This is a genomic window from Phreatobacter oligotrophus (assembly GCF_003046185.1).
GTDB lineage: Bacteria > Pseudomonadota > Alphaproteobacteria > Rhizobiales > Phreatobacteraceae > Phreatobacter > Phreatobacter oligotrophus.
The window spans coordinates 386122-408610 of record NZ_PZZL01000004.1 but is presented as its reverse complement, the minus strand read 5'-3'; the positions used below and the strand labels follow the sequence as shown (position 1 = coordinate 408610).

Below are 22489 nucleotides of genomic sequence, written 5' to 3'. Positions count from 1 at the left end.
GGCGGGCCGAACCATCTTGGCCCCACGCAAGGAGATTTCCATGGCCCTGCGCCCGCTCGTCGCCGGCAACTGGAAGATGAACGGCACCCGCTCCGCCCTGAAGGAGCTGGTCGCGATGGGGGAGGGCTATGACGCCGCCCTCCGGGCCAAGGTCGACCTGATGATCTGCCCGCCCGCGCCGCTGCTGTTCACCGCCGCCGCCGCGGCCCTCGGCAGCCGCATCGCCATCGGCGGGCAGGATTGCCATACCGCCGCCTCCGGCGCCTATACGGGCGAAATTTCCGCCGAGATGCTGGCGGATGCCGGCGCGACCGCCGTCATCCTCGGCCATTCCGAGCGCCGGCAATATTTCCGCGAGACAGATGCGCTCGTCGCCGAGAAGGCCGCCGCCGCGCATCGCGCCGGGCTCGTCGCCATCATCTGCGTCGGCGAGACTCAGGCCGAGCGCGAGGCCGGCAAGACCCTCGCCGTGGTCGGCCGGCAGGTCGCCCGCTCGATTCCCGAGGGCGCGACGCCCGAGACCGTGGTCGTCGCCTATGAGCCGGTCTGGGCCATCGGCACGGGCCTGACGCCGACCACCGCCGATGTGGCGGAGGTCCATGCCCTCATCCGCAGGAAGCTCGTCTCCCGCCATGGCAAGCAGGCCGCCGGCATCCGCATTCTCTATGGCGGCTCGGTGAAGCCCTCGAACGCCAAGGAGCTGATGAGCGTGCCGAACGTCGACGGCGCACTGGTCGGCGGCGCGAGCCTCAAGGCGGCGGACTTCCTCGCCATCGCCGCGGCCTACAAGTGAGGGATATCGCATGAGTGAGGCCGGCGGCGATCGGCGGTTCAGGATCCTGCTCTGGATCGTTGCCGTCGGCTTCTTCATGCAGACGCTCGACTCGACCATCGTCAACACGGCGCTGCCGTCCATGGCGAAGGCGCTGGGCGAGAGCCCCCTGAGCATGCACTCCGTGGTGATCGCCTATTCGCTCACCATGGCCATGCTGATCCCGGCCTCGGGCTGGCTCGCCGACCGCTTCGGCACGCGGCAGGTGTTCCTCGCCGCCATCGTGCTCTTCACCGCCGGCTCGGTCGCCTGCGCCTTCTCCACCACGCTGTCGCAGCTCATCGTCTCCCGCATCGTCCAGGGGGCGGGCGGTGCCATGCTGCTGCCCGTCGGCCGGCTGGTGGTGCTGAAGAGCGTGTCGCGCGACCAGTTCCTACCCGCCATGAGCTTCGTCGCCATCCCCGGCCTCATCGGCCCGCTGATCGGCCCGACGCTGGGTGGCTGGCTGGTCCAGGCGGCCTCCTGGCACTGGATCTTCCTCATCAACCTCCCTGTCGGAATCGCCGGGGTGATCGCCACCCTGATGTTCCTGCCCGACAGCCGCGACCCCGCCATCGGCCGCTTTGACATGGTCGGCTATCTCATGCTCTCGGTCGGCATGGTGGCACTGTCCTTCTCGCTCGACGGGGTGACCGATCTCGGCTTCGAGCGGGCGACGGTGCTGGTCCTCCTCCTCGTCGCCTTTGCGCTCATCACCGGATACGGGCTGCATGCGCGCCGCCATCCCGCGCCGCTCTTTCCCCTGTCGCTGTTCCAGATCCACACCTACACGGTCGGGCTGCTCGGCAATCTCTTCGCCCGCATCGGCTCGGGCGCCATGCCCTTCCTCATCCCGCTGCTGCTGCAGGTCGGCCTTGGCCGCACCCCCGCCGAGGCCGGCATGATGATGCTGCCGGTCGCCGCCATGGCGATGACGGCAAAGCGCGTGGTGACGCGGCTCATCACCCGCTACGGCTACCGCCGCTTCCTGGTCACCAACACGCTGGTCCTCGGCGCGCTGCAGGCCACCTTCGCCGCGACGCCGAGCCTGCCGCTGCCGGCCATGCTGCTGCTGCTCGGCTGCTACGGCGCCGTCAATTCCTTCCAGTTCACCGCCATGAACACCGTCACCCTACGCGACCTCGACCGGGCAGGGGCGGGGAGCGGCAACAGCCTGTTCTCGATGGTGCAGATGCTCTCCATGAGCCTTGGCGTGACGGTCGCCGGCGCGCTGCTTGGCGCCTATACCGCGCATTTCGGGCCGATCGTTCCCGCCGGCGCGCTCACCGCCTTCCGGGCCACCTTCCTCACCATCGGCCTCATCACCTGCCTCTCGGCGACGATCTTCTGGCAGCTCGGACCGGGCGTCATGGCGGGCGCCCCGCATCCCGACGACGACGAGGCTGGCTGACGCGCCGTCGCACCCCCATATGCTGCGGCGGGGCGCGGGGTAGGCAAGGCCCGCCCGATCGTGTAGAGACCCCCATTCTTTCGAGCCAGGGACCGTTCCGCGGCCATGCAGTCCGTCATCCTCGTCATTCATCTGATGATCGTGCTTGCGCTGATCGTCGTGGTCCTGCTCCAGCGATCGGAGGGCGGCGGCCTCGGGATGGGCGGCGGCGGCAACTTCATGTCGTCGCGCGGCACGGCCAACGTGCTGACGCGCGCCACGGCCATCCTCGCCGCGGCCTTCTTCTTCACCTCCATCGTGCTGGCCCTGCTGGCGACGCAGGCCCGCGGGCCCCGCTCGCTGCTCGATCGCCCGGCGACCTCGGCCCCGGCCGCTCCTGCGGTTCCCGCAGCCCCGGCCTCGCCGGCCGCTCCCTCCGTGCCGCAGTCCGGCGGCCAGGGTGGCACCGGCATGCTCGAGGGCCTTCGCGGCCTGTCGCAGCCGCCCGCGGCTCCCGCCTCGCCGGCCGCTCCCGCCCCGCGCCCCTGAGCGATCAGAAAACCGGGGACGACTTTTCCGTCAGGGGTCGAGGTCCTTGCCAAGGCGGCGGGACCCCTCCAATCACGGGCATCCAGGAGGGCCGGGCGACCGGCCCTCGTCTTTTTGTGGGGACAGTGTCCGGGCGCCGCGGACCTCGCTACCCGAATCGCCCGGCGCGCCTTAAGGAAGGGGTCCCATGACGCGGTACATCTTCATCACCGGCGGCGTGGTCTCGTCCCTCGGCAAGGGCCTGGCTTCTGCCGCCCTCGGAGCGCTCCTGCAGGCGCGCGGCTACACGGTCCGCCTGCGCAAGCTCGATCCCTATCTCAACGTCGATCCGGGCACGATGAGCCCGACCCAGCACGGCGAGGTTTTCGTCACCGACGACGGCGCCGAGACCGACCTCGACCTCGGCCATTACGAGCGCTTCACCGGCAGGCCCTGCTCGCGCGCCGACAACATCACGACCGGGCGCATCTATCTCGACATCATCACCAAGGAGCGGCGCGGCGACTATCTCGGCGCGACGATCCAGGTCATCCCCCACGTCACCGACGCCATCAAGGACTTCGTCCGCACCGGCAACGAGGGATACGACTTCGTCCTGGTCGAGATCGGCGGCACGGTCGGCGACATCGAGGGCCTGCCCTTCTTCGAGGCCATCCGCCAGCTCGGCAACGAACTGCCGAAGGGCGACAGCATCTTCGTCCACCTGACGCTGCTGCCCTACATCGCCTCGGCGGGGGAACTGAAGACCAAGCCGACGCAGCACTCGGTGCAGGAGCTGCGCTCCATCGGCATCGCGCCGGACATCCTGCTCTGCCGCTGCGACCGGCCGATCCCCGAAGGCGAGCGCAAGAAGCTCGCGCTGTTCTGCAACGTGCGCCCCTCCGCCGTGGTCGAGGCGCGCGATGCCGGTTCCATCTACGACGTTCCCATGGCCTATCACCAGGCCGGGCTCGACGATGAGGTGCTGCGCGCCTTCGGCATCGAGGCGAAGGGCGAGCCCGACATGCGCCGCTGGGCGGATGTCTCCTCCCGCGTCCACAACCCCGAGGGCGAGGTCAACATCGCCATTGTCGGCAAGTACACGGGCCTGAAGGACGCCTACAAGTCGCTGATCGAGGCGCTGGCCCATGGCGGCATGGCCAACAAGGTCAAGGTCAATCTCGAATGGATCGAGAGCGAGGTCTTCGAGCACGAGGATCCTTCGCCCTATCTCCAGGACGTCCACGGCATCCTCGTGCCCGGCGGCTTCGGCCAGCGCGGTGCGGAGGGCAAGATCCGCGCGGCGCGCTTCGCCCGCGAGCGCAAGGTGCCCTATTTCGGCATCTGCTTCGGCATGCAGATGGCGGTGATCGAGGCGGCGCGGAACCTCGCCGGCGTCCCCAATGCCAATTCGACGGAATTCGGCCCGACGCCCGAGCCGGTGGTGGGCCTCCTCACCGAATGGCTGAAGGGCAACGAGCTGCAGAAGCGCACGGCGGCGAGCGATCTCGGCGGCACGATGCGGCTTGGCGCCTATACCGCCCATCTGAAGCCGGATTCGAAGATCGCCTCGATCTACCGCTCCGACATCATCTCCGAGCGCCACCGCCACCGCTACGAGGTCAATCTCGACTACCGCAAGCGGCTCGAGGACAAGGGCCTGGTCTTTACCGGCCTGTCGCCGGACGGCGTCCTGCCCGAGACGATCGAATATCCCGACCATCCCTGGTTCATCGGTGTGCAGTATCACCCCGAGCTGAAGAGCCGGCCCTTCGAGCCGCATCCGCTGTTCCGCTCCTTCATCGAGGCGGCCAAGGCGCAGTCGCGGCTGGTGTGATGCGGCTGGTCGCGGTAGCCGGGACCCTGGTCTTCGCGGCCGCTGCCGGGCTCATCGGCTGGGTGGTGCTCACCGGCGGCGAATGCGCCGGGGCGACCGTCCATCGCAGCGTTGACGCCTGTATCGCCGCCGGCCTGCCGCGGCAGCGTTGCGCCTCGCTCCTCGCCGAGGCCGATCGCCAATTGTTACAATCCGGACCGGTCTTCGACATGCGCGAGCAATGCGAGGACCGCTATGGTTCCTGCCAACGGGCGGCAGGCGCCACGGGATTCGTGCCGCGCGCCACGGGCTTTTGCCTGAAGGCCGGCCCGCCGGAGCGTCTGGTGCCGGTCTTCGGCCGCTAGCGCCGATGTCTCGAGGGGAGGGGACGCGTGTCGATGAGCATCGCCGACTATCTGTCCGGCTTCCCCGCCTTCATCGCGCATTTCGTCCTCGCGATCGGCTATCTCGTCGCCTACATCGCCATCTACACCGCCGTCACGCGCCATGATGAGCTGAAGCTCATCCGCGCCGGCAACATCGCCGCCGCCATCGCGCTGGGGGGCAGCATCCTCGGCTTCGCCCAGCCGCTGGCGAGCTCGGTCGAGCATTCGCTCTCCATCGTCGACAATGCGCTCTGGGCGATGGTGTCGCTGGTCATCCAGATCGCCGTCTACCTGCTCATCAAGCTGGTCTTCCCCAACCTCAACGACCGCATCAGCAATGGCGAGGTCGGTCCCGCCATTATCTTCGCCGCGCTGAGCATCGCCGCCGGCCAGATCGCCGCGGCGGCCATGTCGACCTGAGGCGCGCCATGAGCGAGGACGACACCTCCACCCGCAAGCGCTCGGTCCTGCTGACGCCGGTCGGCATCGGCACCATGGCGCTCCTCGGCACCGGCACCTTTGCCGCCACCAACGGCTTCGGCCTCGCCAACCGGCCCTGCACCACGCAGCATGTCGCGACCAGCGTGGCCCAGTGCCAGGCGCTGGCGCCGGGCGCCAATTGCATCGCCGCCTTTGCCGGCGGGGCGAGCGTCGTCGGCCTCAGCCGCGTCAACGAGACCAGCAGCTGGCGCATCCAGCCGCTGCGCGAGATGACCGGCGGCGGCTACCAGGTGATGGGCGGCCTGCCGTTCCAGCCCAATGCATGCCCTGCGCGCTCGTCGTCCTCGTCGTCCTCGTCGCGATCGGGCTTCTACTGGGGCGGCGGTTCATCCTCCTCGACGCCAAGTTCGACGGCATCGCAGACCTCGGTGTCGCGCGGCGGTTTCGGCACGACCGCCAGCAGCATGTCGAGCCGGGGGAGCTGACGATGCGCCGCGTCGCCATGCAGGAGCGCCCGCACTGGCGCGACCTCGCCACCGAATATGGCTTCGACTACGCCCATCCCGATGGCGAACGCTATTGGGACGAGCGCGCGGCCTATCAGTTCACCCTCGCCGAGATCGAGAACGATGTCGAGGAGGCGACCTCCGAGGTCGTCGCGCTTTGCGGCGAGCTCGTGGGCCGCGCGGTGCGCGACGAGGCCTATCTCAAGCGCCTCGGCATCCCCTCGACCCACTGGCAGTGGATCGCCGACAGCTGGGCGCGCAGCGATCCGAGCCTCTATGGCCGCTTCGATTTCATCTATGGTGGGACCGGGCCGGCCAAGCTGCTGGAGTTCAACGCCGATACGCCCACCGCGCTCTACGAGGCGGCGGTGTTCCAGTGGCTCTGGCTGGAGGACCGCATCAAGGCGGGCGCGCTCCCCGCCGATGCCGACCAGTTCAACAGCCTGCACGACAAGATCATCGCCCGCTTCCGCGCCATGAAGCGGATGGGCACGCTGCACATGACCGCCTTCTCCAGCGAGACCGAGGATCGCAAGACCGTCGAGTATCTCGCGGAATGCGCGGCCGAGGCCGGGCAGGCGGTGCAGCTCATCGACATCGCCGATATCGGCCTCGACGGCGACGGGCGCTTCGTCGACGAGCAGGACCGGACCATCGCGGCCATCTTCAAGCTCTATCCATGGGAATGGCTGGTCCGTGAGCAGTTCGGCGCCAACCTACCGCGGTCGACGACGCTCTGGGTCGAGCCGCCGTGGAAGATGCTGCTCTCGACCAAGGCCATCCTGCCCGAACTGTGGAAGCTCGCGCCCGGCCATCCCAACCTGCTCGAAGCCTATTTCGAGGATGATCCGGACGCCTCGCGCCTCGGCCGAGACTATGTGGCCAAGCCCATCCTGTCGCGCGAGGGCGCGAATGTAGAGATCCGCCGCGGCGGCGTGACGGTCTCGGCTCCGGAAGGCCCTTACGCCGACCTGCCGCGGGTCGTGCAGGCGCTGGCCCCCGAGGTCGTCTTCGACGGCATGCGCCCCGTCATCGGCTCCTGGATCGTCGATACCGAGCCCGCCGGCATCGGCATCCGCGAGGACAAGGGCCTCGTCACCGGCAACCGCTCGGCCTTCGTGCCCCACGCCATTGTCGGCTAGGGCTCACGGGTTGATCGCAGGCCCGGCGTCTGCGAGAACCGCGGCCCGGCCGCCCCGGCGGCTCAGCGAAGGATCAGGCCCGTGATGGCAGCTCTCGAACAGGCGACCGTCGAGGTCGGCGGCGTGCGCTTCGGCAACCGGCTGCCGCTCGCGCTGATCGCCGGCCCCTGCGCCATGGAAAGCCGCGACCATGCCCTCGAAGTGGCGAGCGCGCTGAAGGAGATCACGGCGCGGCTCGGCATCGGCCTCGTCTACAAGTCCTCCTTCGACAAGGCGAACCGCACCTCCGGCAAGTCGTCGCGCGGCATCGGCCTGAAGGCCGCCATGCCGGTCTTCGCCGAGGTGAAGGAGCGGCTCGGCCTGCCCGTCATCACCGACATCCACGAGATCGAGCATTGCGCGCCGGTGGCGGAAGTCGTCGACGTGCTGCAGATCCCGGCCTTCCTCTGCCGCCAGACCGACCTGCTCGTCGCCGCGGCCAAGACCGGCCGCGCCGTCAACGTCAAGAAGGGCCAGTTCCTGGCGCCCTGGGACATGGCCAATGTCGCCGCGAAGATCCGCGAGGCCGGCAATCCCGGCGTCATGGTCACCGAGCGCGGCGTCTCCTTCGGCTACAACACGCTCGTCTCCGACATGCGGGCGCTGCCGATCATGGCCGAGACCACCGGCGCGCCGGTCATCTTCGACGCCACCCATTCGGTGCAGCAGCCCGGCGGCAAGGGCTCCTCCTCGGGCGGCCAGCGCGAATTCGTCCCCGTGCTCGCCCGCGCGGCGGTGGCGGTCGGCGTTGCCGGCCTCTTCATCGAGACCCATCCTGATCCCGACAAGGCGCCTTCCGACGGCCCCAACATGGTGCCGCTGAAGCAGATGGAGGGCCTGCTCAAGACCCTCATCGCCTTCGACCGGCTGGCCAAGGGTCTCGGCTGAGGCCCGCCGCCGGCATCGGCTAGACTGTCGCTGCCTGCCCGAATCGGACCCGACCCATGACCGAGCGCACCTGCCTCTCCATCGTCCTTGCCGCCGGCGAGGGCACGCGGATGAAGTCGGCCCGGCCGAAGGTCCTGCACGAGATTGCCGGCCTGTCCATGGTCGGCCACGTGCTGCGCGCCGTTGCCGCCGCCGGCGGCACGGCAGCCTCCGTCATCATGGGTCCGGACCGTGAGGATGTCGCCGCCGAGGTGCGCCGGCATGTTCCCGACGCCTCGATCCACGTGCAGCGCGACCGGCTCGGCACCGCCCATGCGGTGCTCCACGCCCGCGAGGTCATCGCCCGCGGCTTCGATGACGTCATCGTCGCCTTCGGCGATACGCCGCTGGTGACGCCCGCGACCTTCGCGCGCCTCCGGGCGGCGCTGGCCGATGGTGCGGCGGTCGCCGTCCTCGGCTTCGAGGCCGCCGATGCCTTCGGCTATGGCCGGCTCGTGATGGAAGGCGGCGCGCTCGCCGCCATCGTCGAGGAGAAGGATGCGAGCGAGGCCCAGCGCGCCATCACGCTCTGCAACGGTGGCCTGATGGCGCTGCGCGGCGCCGGGGCGCTCGCGCTGCTGGAGCGCATCGGCAATGCCAATGCCAAGGGCGAGTACTACCTCACCGACGCCGTGGCGCTGGCCCGCGCCGCGGGCCTTGCGACGGCCGTGGTGCTGGCGCCCGAGGAGGAGGTGAGGGGGGTCAATGACCGGGTCCAGCTCGCCGAGGTCGAGGCCATCGCCCAGGGGCGCCTGCGGGTCGCGGCGATGCGCGGCGGCGTCACCATGGTCGCGCCCGAGACGGTCTTCCTCGCCTATGACACGGTGCTCGGCCGTGACGTGATGCTGGAGCCGCATGTGGTCTTCGGGCCCGGCGTCACCATCGCCGACGACGTGACGATCCGCGCCTATTCGCATCTGGCGGGCTGCGCGGTCGCCCCGGGCGCGATCATCGGCCCATTCGCGCGCATCCGGCCGAAGAGCCGCATCGGCGAGAAGGTCCATATCGGCAATTTCGTCGAGGTGAACCGCACGACCATCGCTGCGAAGGCCGAGGCCAACCACCTCGCCTATCTTGGCGATGCCACCATCGGCGAGGGCACGAACATTGGCGCCGGCACGATTACCTGCAATTTCGATGGGGCGGACAAGCATCCGACCGTCATCGGCCGGGACGTGTTCGTCGGGTCGAATTCGACGCTCGTCGCGCCGCTGACCATCGGCGACGAAGTGCTGGTCGCGGCAGGCTCGACCATCACGCTCGACGCCAAGGACGGGGCGCTGGTCTTCGGCCGGGCGAAGCAGGCAGCCCTTCCCGGGCGAGGGGCGGAGCGCATCCGCCTGAACAAGGAGCGCCGCGCGGCCCGCAAGGCGAAGGAAAAGGGGAAGGGGTGAGGGCCGTGGGTTGCACGACCCAAGTGCGTCCTTCGAGGCTCGCTGTCGCTCGCACCTCAGGATGAGGGAGGGAGAGACCTGCACCTCGGGGGAAGACGCGAAGTGGTCCCGCTGACGTCTTCCCGCCACGCACATCCCCCTCATCATGGCGGCAGCGTTCGACACGTCGCCGTCGGGCAATCTCCGCCCTGTCCGTCATGCCCGGGCCTGGCCCGGGCATCCACGAATTCCTCGAAGGTCAGTGGTCAAGTCGTGGATGCCCGCCACAAGGGCGGGCATGACGGCGGAGGCTCTGCAGACCGACCGGCCCGCGTCGACGGGCGGAGGGTCGCCTCCCGCCACCCTGTCTCACAACGTCACAGCAATTCATTTCGCACTGCGATGCCGCCGCCGTTAAACCCGCCTTGGGGTGTTTCGGCCTATCAAGGGCCGGATTCGGACGGGACCTGTGCCCGCCACGACCGATTTGGAGCAGACCTTCATGTGCGGGATCATCGGCATTCTCGGCAAGGAGCCCGTCGCGGGCCAGCTCGTCGACAGCCTCAAGCGTCTCGAATATCGCGGCTATGACTCCGCCGGTGTCGCGACGCTGGAAAATGGCGTGCTCACCCGCTGCCGCGCCGAGGGCAAGCTGAAGAACCTCGAGGCGGCCCTCGCCAAGGCGCCGCTCCACGGCACGATCGGCATCGGCCATACCCGCTGGGCGACGCATGGCGCCCCGACCGAGACCAACGCCCATCCGCATGCCTCGGACGGCGTCGCCGTCGTGCACAACGGCATCATCGAGAATTTCCGCGAGCTGCGGCATGAGCTCGAGGCCAAGGGTGTCGTCTTCTCGACCCAGACCGACAGCGAGACCGTCGCCCACCTCGTCGGCCAGGAGATGAAGGCCGGCAAGAGCCCGGTCGAGGCGGTCGGCGCGGCGCTGCCGCGGCTGCGCGGCGCCTTCGCGCTCGCCTTCGTCTTCGAGGGCAATGACAACCTCCTGATCGGCGCCCGCAAGGGCTCGCCGCTGGCCGTCGGCTATGGCGATGGCGAGATGTATCTCGGCTCCGACGCCATCGCGCTCGCCCCCTTCACCTCCGCTGTCGCCTATCTCGAAGAGGGCGACTGGGCGATCCTCGACCGCAACTCCGTGGAGATCCGCGACGAGGCCGGCCATGTGGTGCAGCGGCCGGTGATCCGCTCGTCGGCCACCGCCTTCCTGGTCGACAAGGGCAACCACAAGCACTTCATGCTCAAGGAAATCTACGAGCAGCCGGAGGTCGTCGCCCGGACGACCGCTCATTATCTCGACATGGCCAATGGCAAGGTGCGCCTGCCGGCCGAGCTTCCGTTCGACTGGGCGGCGCTGCCGCGCATCTCGATTGCAGCCTGCGGCACCGCCTATCTCGCGGGCCTCACCGCCAAATACTGGTTCGAGCGCTTCGCCCGCATCCAGGTCGACATCGATATCGCCTCGGAGTTCCGCTACCGCGAGACGCCGATGGTGCCGGGCGGACTGATGATCGTTGTCTCCCAGTCCGGCGAGACGGCCGATACGCTCGCCTCGCTCCGCTACGCCAAGGAGAACGGCCAGCACGTCCTCGCGGTCGTCAACGTGCCGACCTCGACCATCGCCCGTGAGAGCCACATCGTCATGCCGACGCTGGCGGGCCCTGAGATCGGCGTCGCCTCGACCAAGGCCTTTACCTGCCAGCTTGCCGTCCTGGCCTCGCTCGCCATCGCTGCCGGCAAGGCCCGCGGCTTCATCTCGGGGGCCGACGAGGATGCGCTGGTCCGCGCCATGATGGAGGCGCCGCGCTACATGAACGAGGCGCTGAAGCAGGAAGACCACATTGCCAGCATCGCCAAGGGCCTGTCGAAGGCGCGCGACGTGCTCTATCTCGGCCGCGGCACCTCCTATCCCATCGCCATGGAAGGCGCGCTGAAGCTCAAGGAGCTCTCCTACATCCATGCCGAGGGCTATGCGGCTGGCGAGCTGAAGCACGGGCCCATTGCGCTCATCGACGAGACCATGCCGGTCATCGTCATCGCGCCCTTCGACAAGGTGTACGAGAAGACCGTCTCGAACATGCAGGAAGTGGCGGCGCGCGGCGGCCAGATCATCCTCGTCACCGACGAGAAGGGCGCCGAGCATGCCGAGGTCGAGACGGTGGCCACCATCGTCATGCCGGACGTGCCGGCGACCATTGCGCCGATCGTCTATTCGGTGCCGATCCAGCTCATCGCCTATCACACGGCGGTGGAGATGGGCACGGACGTGGACCAGCCGCGCAACCTCGCCAAGAGCGTCACGGTGGAGTGAGGGCGGCCGCCGCGGCGGCTCGCCCGGGAACAGCGCGGCCATCGATGGCGTTGCCTCCGTGAGGAGGTGCCGCCATGGCCCTTGTAGACCCCGCAGAGATCAATTTCCTGGTGGCGTCTGACGGCACGGTCGAGGCCGTCCGTGACGCGCCCGAGGCCGCGCCCGGTGGGCCGGCGGAGGCCGTGCCGCTGACGCCGCGGCCCGACATGCCAGCGCCCGAGGCGCCCGAGGACCTCGGCAAGGACTGGGCCGACAAGCCCGAGGGCGAGCGGTGACGTCGCTCTCAACTCGAAGCACCGGCGAGCCGGAGGATCCGGCCCGGCGTCCCGGCCAGCCCGGTGCCGACGAGGCTCCTGGCCCGGCTCAGGCCGATGTCGACCACGGCTTGCCGCCGCCCGGCCAGCACGACGAGCGGCAGATCCCGCTCGACACCATCAGGGACCGCGCCGATCCGGGCACCGAGGAGGCGCCGGCCGCGCCACCCGCCCTGTCGGATGGATCGACACGGGCGGGGCCAGCCTGACGCCTCAATCGCGGTCGGTGGTGTCGGCCGAAGCGCCGAAGCCGATCATGTCGAAGAGCGGCGCGGGCTGGTCCTCCGCCAGCGCGGCGATGTCGTCGAGCAGGGCACGGATGGCGCGGCGCGGGTCACCGTCGAACTCCGCGAGCACGGCTTCCACTTCCTCGTCGATGGCGATCAATGTCGATGCTGCAGACTGGGCCATGGGTCATCCTCCATGCCGCCACTGTAGCCATCTTGTTGCCAGATCGTGTCAGCAGGTTGTCAGCAGATCTCAGTCGGCCAGCACCAGGTCGGCGCGTTCGGCGTGGATGGCGAGGATGTCGTCCCAGGCCGTCATCATGGCGTCGACGCAGGCCGGGTCGAAATGGCGGCCGCGCTCGGCGAGGATATAGGACCGCGCCTCGTCCGGCGTCCACGCGGCCTTGTAGGGGCGCACCGAGGTCAGGGCATCGAAGACGTCGGCCAGGGCGGTGATGCGGCCGGCCAGCGGGATCTCCTCGCCGGACAGCCGAAACGGATAGCCCGAGCCGTCCCAGCGCTCATGGTGGGAGATGGCGATCTCGCCGGCGAGGCGGATCAGCTCGGAGGTCGAGCGTTCGAGGATCTCGCCGCCGCGCTGGGCGTGCTTCTGCATCTCCTGCCGCTCGGCGGGCGTGAGCGGTCCTTCCTTCAGCAGGATGGAGTCGGGAATGCCGATCTTGCCGATGTCGTGCATGGGCGCGGCAATGCGCAGCCGCTCGCAGAACTCGTTGTCGAGGCCCATGGCGCGGGCGATCTTCTCGGAATAGCGGGACATGCGCTCGAGGTGCTGGCCCGTCTCGGGATCGCGCAATTCGGCGGCGCGGGGGAGGCGGGTGACGATTTCGGCCTCGCGTCCGCGCGCGACCTCGAGCGCCTTGTGGACCTCCTGCGACAGCCAGGCGGCCTGGTCCTTCAGCTTGGTCTGCGCCTCGGCGAGCTGCATGAGATTGCGCACGCGGGCCTTGAACTCGGCGGGATCGATGGGCTTGAGGATGAAATCGGTCGCCCCGGCATAGAGCGCTTCCAGGCGCACCGAACGCTGGTCGCTGGTCGTCACCATGACCACCGGCGTGTCGTTGAAATGGGAGCGGGCCCGGACCTCGCGGATGAAGGCGATGCCGTCGAGCTCCGGCATCATGTAGTCGACGAGGATGAGCGCTGGCTTGAGGGTGTCGAGTTGGTCGAGGGCCTCGATCGGGCTCTTGAAGGTCGTCGCCCCGGCAATTCCGCAGGCATCGACCAGGGATTTGACGACGAGCAGGTTCGTCTCCGCATCGTCGACGATCATCACGGTCATGGGCGCGATTCCACGTTGCCGTCCAACCATGCGGCCGACGAGCCTCCAGCACAAGCAGACTAAACGGCCCGAGTGAACGAAGTGCTCATCCAATGCCGCTGCAGGAGGTGGGGGGCTGACAAGAGTTCGTTAGTGCCATCAGCAAGATGCGGCCAGATGCGCGCAAAATTTACGCATCGGAAGGGGGCGCGTGAGAGCGTCCGCGGGACATCGGCTACAGGATCTTCCCGCCATGGCACATTTCCAGGTCAGCGCCCAACGCTCGGTGCGCCACATCATCCTGCTGGCCACCTTCCTTGGTCTCGCCGTCATCGCGCTGATCTGGACGGCCGTCGAAGCCGACATCCGGCAGGAGCGGGCCTTTGCCCAGCGCATCGCGACGCAGACCGCCCAGAACTATGCGCGTCTGTTCCAGGAGCATATCCGCGGCGCGATCACCGAAACCGACAACACTATCAAGTTCATCCGCCAGGATTACCTGCGCGATCCCGCTCGCTTCGACCTCGGCGCCTGGGTGAAGAACCAGTACAGCTTCAAGGACCTGGCGCTGCAGTTCACCATCATCGGCCCCGATGGGCGGATGGAATCGACCACCACCGCCGGCGCGACGCCGCGGGTCGACCTCAGCGACCGCGAGCATTTCCGCGTCCATGTCGATTCCACCAGCGACACGCTGTTCATCAGCAAGCCGGTCCTCGGCCGGGCCTCGGGGCGCTGGTCGATCCAGCTGACGCGCCGCATCACCGACGAGAACGGCACGTTCCGCGGCGTGCTCGTCGCCTCGCTCGACCCCTACTATCTCTCGCGCTTCTACGAACAGATCGACCTCGGCAAGGGCGGCGGCATCACCGTCGTCGGACGCGACGGAGCGGTGCGCGCCATGGCCGGCCTGTCGCGGGAGACGCTCGGCGCGCCGTTCGGTGACATGACGGGCCTGCGCCGTGCCCTGTCGCGCGACCAATGGACGGAGAACGGCGAGGGCGCCGAGACGGACCGGGTCACCGCCTATCGGGCCGTGTCGGACTGGCCGCTGATCGTCGTGGTGCGCGTCGACGACATCGATGCCCGGACCCGGCGGCTTGAACTCAAGGCCCAGACGCGCCTGCTGGCCACGGGCCTGTCGGTCGGCGTGCTCGCGGTCATCCTGCTGGGCATCGCCTATTGGCGGCGCTTCGGCGAGGCCCTGGCGCAGCTGACGCGCAGCCGGGCTGCCGCCAAGGCCGCGACGCGCGAACTGGACCTCACGCTCAACAACATGGCCCAGGGCATCCTCATGGTGGACGCCCAGGGCCAGGTCGCGGTCGTCAACCAGAACGCCCTGACCCTTCTCGGCCTGCCGGAGACCTTCACCCGGGCCGGCTTCCAGCTGACGCAGTTGCTCGCCCACGAGAAGCGGGTGGGAGAAGAGATCGTCGTCGACATCCACGGTGGTGTGGAGGCCGATCCGGACCTCCTGTCCGTGCGCGAGCACCGGCGCCGTGACGGCGTCGTGCTGGAGATCTGCACCCGGCACCTGCCCGGTGGCGGTTTCGTCCAGACCTACACCGACGTCACGGAGCGCCGGCGGTCCGAGCAGGCCCTGCGCGATGCCCGCGACACGGCCGAGAAGGCCTCGCAGGTCCGCACCGCCTTCCTCGCCACCATGAGCCACGAGATCCGCACGCCGCTCAACGGCATCATCGGCATGTCCTCGATCCTCGATGCCACCGAACTCTCGGCCGAGCAGCGGGGCTACTTGAAGACCATTACCGGCTGCGGCGAGGCGCTGCTCGATATCGTCAACGACGTGCTGGACTATTCCAAGTTGGATTCCGGCGCTGTCACGCTAGAGCGCTCGGCGGTGGATGTGCGCGGCCTCGCCACCTCGGTGAAGGAGATGCTCGGCCCGCGCGCGACGGAGAAGGGGCTCAGCGTCGACCTCGTGGTCGCCGATGACGTGCCCGACCATATCGAGGCGGACGGCACGCGCATCCGACAGGTGCTCATCAACCTCGTCGGCAATGCCGTGAAGTTCACGCTCACCGGCGGCGTGGTGGTCTCGGTCGCGACGCGCCTCATGGCCAGCGGCCGGCCGGCACTGCGTTTCTCGGTTGTCGACTCCGGCATCGGCATCTCGCAGGACACCCGCGACCGGCTGTTCAAGGAATTCTCGCAGGTCGATGCCTCGATCACCCGGCGGTTTGGCGGCACGGGCCTCGGCCTCGCCATCTGCAAGCGCATTGTGGAGGCCATGGGCGGCGAGATCGGCGTGGAGAGCGACCTCGGCAAGGGGTCCATCTTCTGGTTCGACGTGCCGGCCCGCGAGGTTGCCGAGGCCGCCCCCGCGGTGGAGCGCGCGACGCGCAGCCAGCTTCCCTCGCGCCTGAAGGTCCTCATCGTCGAGGACAACCCGGTGAACCAGCAGGTGGCGACCCTGCTGCTCACCGCCATGGGCCACGACGTGACGGTTGCCGAACATGGCGGCATCGCGCTGGACCTCTGCGCCCGCACGCCCTTCGACGTCATCGTCATGGACATGCAGATGCCGGTGATGGACGGAACCCAGACGACGCGGGCGCTGCGCGCCGGCAACGGCCCCAACCGCGACACGGCCATCATCGGCCTAACCGCCAACGCCTTCGCCTCGGACCGCCAGGCCTGCCTCGATGCCGGCATGGACGAGTTCCTGGCCAAGCCGGTGACGCGCGAGAAGCTGGAGCGGGCCTTCGGCGATCTCGCCCGGCCTACCCCTGCGGCAGCCGCGACGGCCTCGACCTCCGGCGGCATCGATCATTCGGCGCGGCGGGCCCTGTTCGACGAGATCGGCCCCGAGGCATCGCGCGAGCTGATCGCCCTGTTCGTTGCGGAATCGCGCCGGCAACTCGCCGATATCCGCCTCGCGGGAGCTGCCGGCGACGTCGCCGCGCTGGGCGGCCTCCTGCACCAGCTCAAGGGGTCGGCGGGCAATCTCGGCCATGCCGGCATCGCCGCTCTGGCCGCGCGCCCGGCAGCCGAGCTCGTCAAGCCCGAGGGCCTCGACGCCTTCATCGCGCGGGTGGAAGCCCATCTGGCGGCGGAGGAGCGCGACCTCGCCCACGCCGCCTGACGGCCGCCCGCGACCTTGTGTCAGCCGCGGCGGGCCATGCGCGCAGTGACGACGGCGACATAGATCAAGAACATGGCCGCCAGCGTCGCTGGCAGGCCATGCGGCGGCCAGAGGTCCATGCCGGCCCCGCCGAGCGGCGGGCCGATGATGAGCCCGACCGAATAGAAGACGACGAATGCGGCGTTGGCCTGCGCAAGATCAGCGCCCCGGAAGCGGCTGCCGAGATGGGCAAGGCCGACCGTGTAGAGGCCGGCGACGAGGCCGCCGAGGATCATCAGCAGGATGTAGATGCCGGCGGGCGGCAGGGTGCAGAGGGTTAGGGCGCCCATGCCGATGACGCCGGACATGCCGCAGAAGAGCAGGACGAGGCGGCGGTCCGTGCGGTCGGCGATGATCCCCATCGGGATCTGGAAGAGCACGTTGCCGAGCACGAAGGCGGAGACCAGGCCGATGGCCGCCGAGGTCTCAAGCCCGATCGCCGTGCCGTAGAGCGGCAGCAGCGCGATGGACGAGGTCTCCGCCGCGCCAAAGACGAGGGCGGCGAGGGTCGCCGAGGGCACGAGCCAGAAGAAGGACAGGAACCCGGCGCTGGGCTTGTCCTCGATCGGTGGGGCGCGGCCGCCGGCGATCGCGATGGGGATGCCGGACAGGAGCAGGATCGCAGCCCCCGCCAGATAGGGCGCCCAGCCGGTGGTGCCGAGCAGGCCGAGGACCAGCGGGCCGAGAGCGAAGCCGAGCGAGAGGGCGGTGGCATAGACCCCGAGGACGAGGCCGCGGCGCTTCTCGGGCGCGGCCGCGTTGATCCAGTATTCCGAGAGGACGAAGAGGACCGTCAGCGCCGCCCCGAGGGCGAAGCGGATGGGAAACCAGGCCCAGATCGGCGTCACGGCATTGAAGGCAAGCAGGCTCACCGCCGCCACCAGGATCGCTGCGGCCAGCGTCTGCGCCATGCCGAAGCGGCGGGCCCAGCCGGAGATGAACGGCGCACAGACCAGGGTCGCCGCGCCGGGCATGGCGGTGTTGAGGCCGATGAGGGTGCGGGAGGCGCCCTTGGCGTCGAGGGCGAAGGACAAGAGCGGGATGGACAGCGACAGGCCGATGCCAACCGTCACCACGCAGGAGATCGCCGCGGCGAGCGACAGGACCTGCGGGCGGGAGAACTGGTCGGCGTGGGGCTGGGCGATGCTCATGGGGCGCTTTCGAGGGGACGCCTCCCATGGAGGGAAGACGCCCCGATGACAAGCGCGCAGGCTGGTGATCAGCCCGTTGTGACCGCCGGTGCCATCGTCCGCGCCGGTCTCGGACGGCGCTTGCGGAAGCGCCGGCGCGCCCAGATGACCAGCCCGGTCACCATCAGGCCGGCCAGAGCCAGCGAGATGACGACATTCATCAGCGCCGACCAGATGCCGGCGAAATTGCCCTCGTGGAAGAGCCGCACCCAGTTGCGCGAGGTTGCGGTGAGGCCTTGCTCGCCGACGGCATAGACGCGGAACTCACCGCCCTCGACGATGCGGGCGAGGAGCCGCCCGCCGCGGCCGCGGATCCAGACGAGGTTCGACAGGTCATGGGCCTCGCCGAGCTTGCGGACCGCCTCGACCATGGGAACCGGAGCCCCGCGGGGGCCCGCAGGCGGCGGGCTGGTGAAGCTGATCCCCCAGGCGAGGAACAGGCCGGTGAGGGGGCTGAGGACGAGGAGGGGCAGCAGGACCCAGGCGACGCCCTTGTGCCAGCCGGACACGGTGTTGGCGAAGCGGGGCCAGCCCATGGCGATGCCGAGGAGCATCAGCACGATCATGGCGCCGGTCGAGAGCTGGACGAGCCAGCCGAGGTCCAGAAGCAGCGCCTCGTGGAGGACGCGGGAATAATAGAAGAGGTTCGAGAGCGTGCCGTCCTCGGTCAGCTCGCGGCCGGTGACCGTGTCGACATCGATCGTATCGTCGGGGCGCACGCCGCCGATGGACAGGCGGTTCTCATAGGCGCGGTAGGAGAGGGACCGCGCCTTGCCCTCGGGATCGTGCTGGGCGAGGAGGGCAATGACCCTGTCCGCCGTCAGGCTGCCCGGCTGGGCCGCCACCACCTGCGCCGCCGGCTCGACCGACAGCACGAGGCCGGACAGGACGATCGCCGCCAGCGGCACGGCGAAGGCGAGCGTCAGCCAGCGATGGAGGCGCAGCAGCCAAGGCTTGATCATGAGAAGTCCCCGTCGCGGCAATGGGCCGCTCTTCCCTGTCGAACCTTCTAGGCTGCCGCTTTGGCCTGCCTCAAATCACGAGCCGGTGACGCTCAATCGATGATCTCGCGGCGGAATTCCTTCCGGACCATGAAATAGAAGGGCACCGGCAGGAGCGGCGAGAAGCCCTTGGCGATGCGGTCGCCGAGCTCCTCGAGCACCACGGTGGTGATGGTCGGCAGGTCCTCGTGCAGGGCCTCCTCGAGGGTCAGCCACTTGAGCTCGGTCAGCTCGGCATGGGGGCCGACGACGCCTTCGATCTTGTGCATGACATGGTCGGCATCGCAGGCGAAGAAGCGGGTGTCGAAACGCTTAGGCCGCCGCGGAGGGGTGATGGCCCGGGCGACGAAATGCAGGGATTCGAGGTTCGGGAAGATGCCGTGCTCGGCAAAGGCTTCCCAGCCCTTCGGCACGGTCTCCGGCTTGCCGGCCTCGCGGGTGCCGAGCATGAGTCCCGTTTCCTCGCAGGTCTCGCGGATGGCGGTAAGCGCCAGGGAGCGGGCGCGCGACATGGACGGACGCTGGACCCTGGCCATCAGGCGCGCCTGGATGAGATCGCTGAGGGCGCCGAAGACCGGCATGGCGCGGTCGTCGGGATCGCGGCGGCCGCCGGGGAAGACGAACTTGCCGGGCATGAACTTCAGGTCGTCGCGGCGCTTGCCCATCAGCACCTTGGGCTTCTTGCCCGAACGGTCGATGAGGATCAGCGTCGCCGCGTCCACCGGCTTCTGGTTGGCCCAGCGCTGCTCGCGCTCGGTCTTGGTCAGGCGCTCGGCGAGAGCGGTCCCCTTGTCTGTCACGTCGTCCGTCCCTGCTGGTATTCGTCGCTCAGTTCGTCGAAGCCATGCATGCGCATGGCCCACTGGTATCCCACGACGACGCCCTTGAGGGGAGGCAGCAAAAGGAGGGACATGGCGAGGGTGAGCGGCAGCCAGAGGACGAAGTGGATCCACAGCGCCGGCTCATAGGCGAGCTCCAGCCACATCAGCATCGGCACGATGACATGGCCGACCACCATGATGGTCAGGTAGGGCGGCGCGTCGTCGGCGCGGTGATGGTGCATTTCCTCGCCGCAGCGCTCGCAGGAGGGCGCGACCTTCAGGTAGGAGGTGAAGAGACGGCCCTCGCCGCAGGCTGGGCAGCGGCACATCAGGCCGCGGCGCACGGCGGTCCACAGGTCGCGGGTGGGACGGGCCGGTTCGACGGCCGGCGGGGCGGTGAGGATCTGGACGGTCATCGGCGTCCTTTCTTCTTCCACGGGGGCTTGGCGGGCTTGTCGCCTGGACGGGCGCGGCGGCCATTGGTGAAGCCGTCGTCGCGCCGGCGGCCCTTGTGCGCCGATGGACGCGATCCCACAAGATCGCTGCGGCCATCGCTCATCAGTTCGAAACGCAGGGCTCCGGCCACCGGCGCCGCCTCGACGAGGCGCACCGTGACGGGATCGCCAAGGCGCCAGCTCTCGCCGGTGCGGGTGCCGACAAGGGCCTGGAGGCCCTCGTCGAAACGGTAGTAGTCACCGCCGATGGTGGCCGCCGGCACGAATCCGTCGGCGCCGGTCTCGTCGAGCTTCACGAAGAGGCCGGAGCGGGTGAGGCCGGCGATGCGGCCGGCGAAGATGTCGCCTACGCGCTCGGAAAGGTGCGCGGCGATCAGCCGGTCGATGGTCTCCCGCTCGGCCGCCATGGCGCGGCGCTCGGCTGCGGAAATCTCGGCGCCGATCTCGGCCAGGGCGGATGCCTGTCCGTCCGTCAGGCCGTCCTGGCCGAGGCCGAGGGCCTTGATCAGGCCGCGATGGACGATGAGGTCGGCATAGCGGCGGATCGGCGAGGTGAAATGGGCGTAGCGGCGCAGAGCGAGGCCGAAATGGCCGATATTCTCCGGCGAATATTCGGCCTGGGACTGCGAGCGCAGCACGACCTGGTTCACCACCGCCGCACTGTCGCCCTCCGCGGCGCGGGAGAGGATCTGGTTGAAATGGGAGGGCCGCAGCAGCGCCGCCTTGGGCAGGGAGATGTCAACGCTCTTCAGGAACTCCTTGAGCGTCATGAGCTTTTCCATGCTCGGCGCGTCATGGATCCGGTACATGCAGGGCGTGCGGTGCTTCTCCAGCGTCTCGGCGGCGCAGACATTGGCGAGGATCATCATCTCCTCGATCAGCCGGTGGGCATCGAGCCGCTGCGGCACCACCACGCGGTCCACCGTGCCGTCGGGTTTCAGGAGAATCTTGCGCTCTGGCAGGTCGAGGTCGAGCGGCTCGCGGTCGTCGCGGGCGCGCTTCAGCGCCGCATAGGCCTCCCAGAGCGGCTTCAGCACCGGCTCCAGCAGCATCTCTGTCGTCTCGTCGGTGTGCCCGTCGATGGCGGCCTGGGCCTGCGCATAGGCGAGCTTGGCGGCGGACCGCATCATGATGCGGTGGAAGGAATGCGACTTCCGCCGCCCATCGGCGCGGATCACGACGCGGCAGGCCATGGCCGGCCGGTCCTCGCGCGGGCGCAGCGAGCACAGGTCGTTGGAGATGCGCTCGGGCAGCATCGGCACGACGCGGTCGGGGAAATAGACGGAATTGCCACGCACCGCCGCCTCGCGGTCCAGCGCCGTGCCCGGCCGCACGTAAGCCGCGACGTCGGCGATGGCGATGGTGAGGATGAAGCCGCCGGGATTGTCGCCGGAGGTGTCCGGCTCGGCATGGACGGCGTCGTCGTGGTCCTTGGCGTCCGGCGGATCGATGGTGACGAGGGGGAGCTTGCGCCAGTCCTCGCGGCGGCCAAGGCCGACCGGCTCGGCGCGCTCGGCCTCGGCCAGCGTGTCCGCACGGAAGACGTGCGGGATGCCGTGGACCTCCAGCGCGATGAGCGAGACCGCCCGTTCCGACTTGAGGTTGCCCAGCCGCTCGCGCACCCGCGCCACCGGCGGGCCGAAGCGGGAGGTGCGGACGATGTCGACGGCAACCAGGTCGCCATCGCGGGCCTCGCCGATGGCTTCCTCGGGGATGGCGAGTTCGCGGCCGACATTCTTCTTGTCGATGGGCAGCAGCCGGCCGCCATGGCCGGGGACGGCGCGGAAGACACCGATGGTGCGGGCGCGGCCGCGGTCGAGGATCTTCATCACCCGCCCGACGGGGCGGGGATCGTCGCTCGGCCCGCCGCCATCGGACAGACGAACCAGGGCGCGGTCGCCGAGGCCGGGAATGGGATCGCCGGGGCGGGGCCGGTGGGGCAGGGCGATGAGGATGGAGGGCGCCGGACCGTGCTCCTCCTCGTCCCATTCCGCCGGCGTGCCGACGAGGTCGCCATCGGCATCGCGGGTGATGACGTCGACCACCACGACCTGGGGCAGGGCGCCGTGCTTGACCAGCTTGCCGCGGCCCTTGGCCACCAGGCCCTCGTCGACGATGTCCTTGAGGAGGTGCTTCAGCGCCACCTTGTCGGCGCCGTGGAGGCCGAAATGGCGGGAAATCTCGCGTTTTCCGACCCGGCCTGTCTGGCTGGCGATGAAGGCCAGGACCTCCTCGCGGGAGGGCATGCGGGGCGGGGCGTCAGTCTTGGATCGGCGGGGCAAAGGGCATCCGGGTCTGGCCGGCGCGGTCACACCGGTGCGTCAGACTAGCCGATCCGCCGCCGGGACGGAACGCCCGTGGCGGCGGAA

General features: G+C 69.1%; 21 protein-coding genes. 14 read left to right on the top strand and 7 right to left on the bottom strand.

The window, feature by feature from the left end; translation table 11 throughout:
* Positions 1–40: 40 nt before the first annotated feature.
* From tpiA to C8P69_RS23490, 13 genes are all read left to right on the top strand, one after another.
* Positions 41–793: a triose-phosphate isomerase gene (gene tpiA, locus C8P69_RS11720; protein ID WP_108177274.1), complete on the top strand. Its 753-nt coding sequence runs from the start codon at positions 41–43 to the stop codon at positions 791–793.
* 10 nt (positions 794–803) lie between these two features.
* Positions 804–2222, top strand: coding sequence for a multidrug transporter subunit MdtD (gene mdtD / locus C8P69_RS11715; protein WP_108177272.1), 1419 nt, complete (start codon positions 804–806; stop codon positions 2220–2222).
* 105 nt (positions 2223–2327) lie between these two features.
* Positions 2328–2750, top strand: coding sequence for a preprotein translocase subunit SecG (gene secG, locus C8P69_RS11710; protein ID WP_108177271.1), 423 nt, complete (start codon positions 2328–2330; stop codon positions 2748–2750).
* A 187-nt stretch (positions 2751–2937) separates the two neighbouring features.
* Positions 2938–4566: a CTP synthase gene (locus C8P69_RS11705; protein WP_108177269.1), complete on the top strand. Its 1629-nt coding sequence runs from the start codon at positions 2938–2940 to the stop codon at positions 4564–4566.
* Entirely contained in the window at positions 4566–4910 is a 345-nt protein-coding gene (locus C8P69_RS11700; RefSeq protein ID WP_108177267.1) for a DUF1190 domain-containing protein, read from the top strand. The genes C8P69_RS11705 and C8P69_RS11700 overlap by 1 nt, the downstream gene beginning before the upstream one ends.
* A gap of 33 nt (positions 4911–4943) precedes the next feature.
* A complete protein-coding gene (locus tag C8P69_RS11695) occupies positions 4944–5351 on the top strand; it encodes a DUF350 domain-containing protein (protein WP_108177266.1) in 408 nt (135 codons plus the stop codon).
* 8 nt (positions 5352–5359) lie between these two features.
* The gene (locus C8P69_RS11690; protein WP_108177264.1) at positions 5360–5857 is read left to right on the top strand and encodes a hypothetical protein; all 498 of its coding nucleotides are present in this window, start codon (positions 5360–5362) and stop codon (positions 5855–5857) included.
* 2 nt (positions 5858–5859) lie between these two features.
* Positions 5860–7020, top strand: coding sequence for a glutathionylspermidine synthase family protein (locus tag C8P69_RS11685; RefSeq protein ID WP_108177262.1), 1161 nt, complete (start codon positions 5860–5862; stop codon positions 7018–7020).
* An 84-nt stretch (positions 7021–7104) separates the two neighbouring features.
* Entirely contained in the window at positions 7105–7947 is an 843-nt protein-coding gene (gene kdsA, locus C8P69_RS11680; RefSeq protein ID WP_108177260.1) for a 3-deoxy-8-phosphooctulonate synthase, read from the top strand.
* 56 nt (positions 7948–8003) lie between these two features.
* On the top strand, positions 8004–9380 hold the full coding sequence (gene glmU / locus C8P69_RS11675; RefSeq protein ID WP_108177258.1) for a bifunctional UDP-N-acetylglucosamine diphosphorylase/glucosamine-1-phosphate N-acetyltransferase GlmU: 1377 nt from the start codon (positions 8004–8006) through the stop codon (positions 9378–9380).
* 481 nt (positions 9381–9861) lie between these two features.
* Positions 9862–11688, top strand: a complete 1827-nt coding sequence (gene glmS / locus C8P69_RS11670) for a glutamine--fructose-6-phosphate transaminase (isomerizing) (RefSeq protein ID WP_108177541.1) — start codon at positions 9862–9864, stop codon at positions 11686–11688.
* Positions 11689–11762: 74 nt separating this feature from the next.
* A complete protein-coding gene (locus C8P69_RS11665; RefSeq protein ID WP_108177256.1) occupies positions 11763–11963 on the top strand; it encodes a hypothetical protein in 201 nt (66 codons plus the stop codon).
* A complete protein-coding gene (locus tag C8P69_RS23490; RefSeq protein WP_146167321.1) occupies positions 11960–12211 on the top strand; it encodes a hypothetical protein in 252 nt (83 codons plus the stop codon). Before C8P69_RS11665 ends, C8P69_RS23490 begins: the two co-directional genes overlap by 4 nt.
* 4 nt (positions 12212–12215) lie before the next feature.
* Here the strand turns inward: C8P69_RS23490 and C8P69_RS23485 are convergent, their stop codons facing one another.
* Together C8P69_RS23485 and C8P69_RS11660 are read right to left on the bottom strand one after the other, a co-directional pair.
* Positions 12216–12413, bottom strand: a complete 198-nt coding sequence (locus tag C8P69_RS23485; RefSeq protein ID WP_146167320.1) for a hypothetical protein — start codon at positions 12411–12413, stop codon at positions 12216–12218.
* 69 nt (positions 12414–12482) lie between these two features.
* Complete coding sequence (locus C8P69_RS11660; RefSeq protein ID WP_108177254.1) at positions 12483–13529, bottom strand: HD domain-containing phosphohydrolase; 1047 nt, start codon at positions 13527–13529, stop codon at positions 12483–12485.
* Between the two features lie 232 nt (positions 13530–13761).
* Between C8P69_RS11660 and C8P69_RS11655 the strand changes: the two genes are divergently transcribed.
* On the top strand, positions 13762–16614 hold the full coding sequence (locus C8P69_RS11655) for an ATP-binding protein (RefSeq protein ID WP_108177252.1): 2853 nt from the start codon (positions 13762–13764) through the stop codon (positions 16612–16614).
* A 20-nt stretch (positions 16615–16634) separates the two neighbouring features.
* On the opposite strand, the gene C8P69_RS11650 is transcribed toward C8P69_RS11655, so the two are convergent.
* The 5 genes from C8P69_RS11650 to rnr form a co-directional block, all read right to left on the bottom strand.
* Entirely contained in the window at positions 16635–17804 is a 1170-nt protein-coding gene (locus C8P69_RS11650) for an MFS transporter (protein WP_108177250.1), read from the bottom strand.
* Positions 17805–17872: 68 nt separating this feature from the next.
* Positions 17873–18805 carry a PepSY-associated TM helix domain-containing protein gene (locus C8P69_RS11645; RefSeq protein ID WP_108177248.1) on the bottom strand — a complete coding sequence of 311 codons (933 nt, stop codon included), beginning with the start codon at positions 18803–18805 and terminating at the stop codon, positions 17873–17875.
* 92 nt (positions 18806–18897) lie between these two features.
* Positions 18898–19644, bottom strand: a complete 747-nt coding sequence (locus C8P69_RS11640; RefSeq protein ID WP_108177246.1) for an NUDIX hydrolase — start codon at positions 19642–19644, stop codon at positions 18898–18900.
* Complete coding sequence (locus tag C8P69_RS11635; protein ID WP_108177244.1) at positions 19641–20081, bottom strand: DUF983 domain-containing protein; 441 nt, start codon at positions 20079–20081, stop codon at positions 19641–19643. Before C8P69_RS11635 ends, C8P69_RS11640 begins: the two co-directional genes overlap by 4 nt.
* On the bottom strand, positions 20078–22366 hold the full coding sequence (gene rnr, locus C8P69_RS11630; RefSeq protein WP_108177242.1) for a ribonuclease R: 2289 nt from the start codon (positions 22364–22366) through the stop codon (positions 20078–20080). Before rnr ends, C8P69_RS11635 begins: the two co-directional genes overlap by 4 nt.
* Positions 22367–22489: the final 123 nt, after the last annotated feature.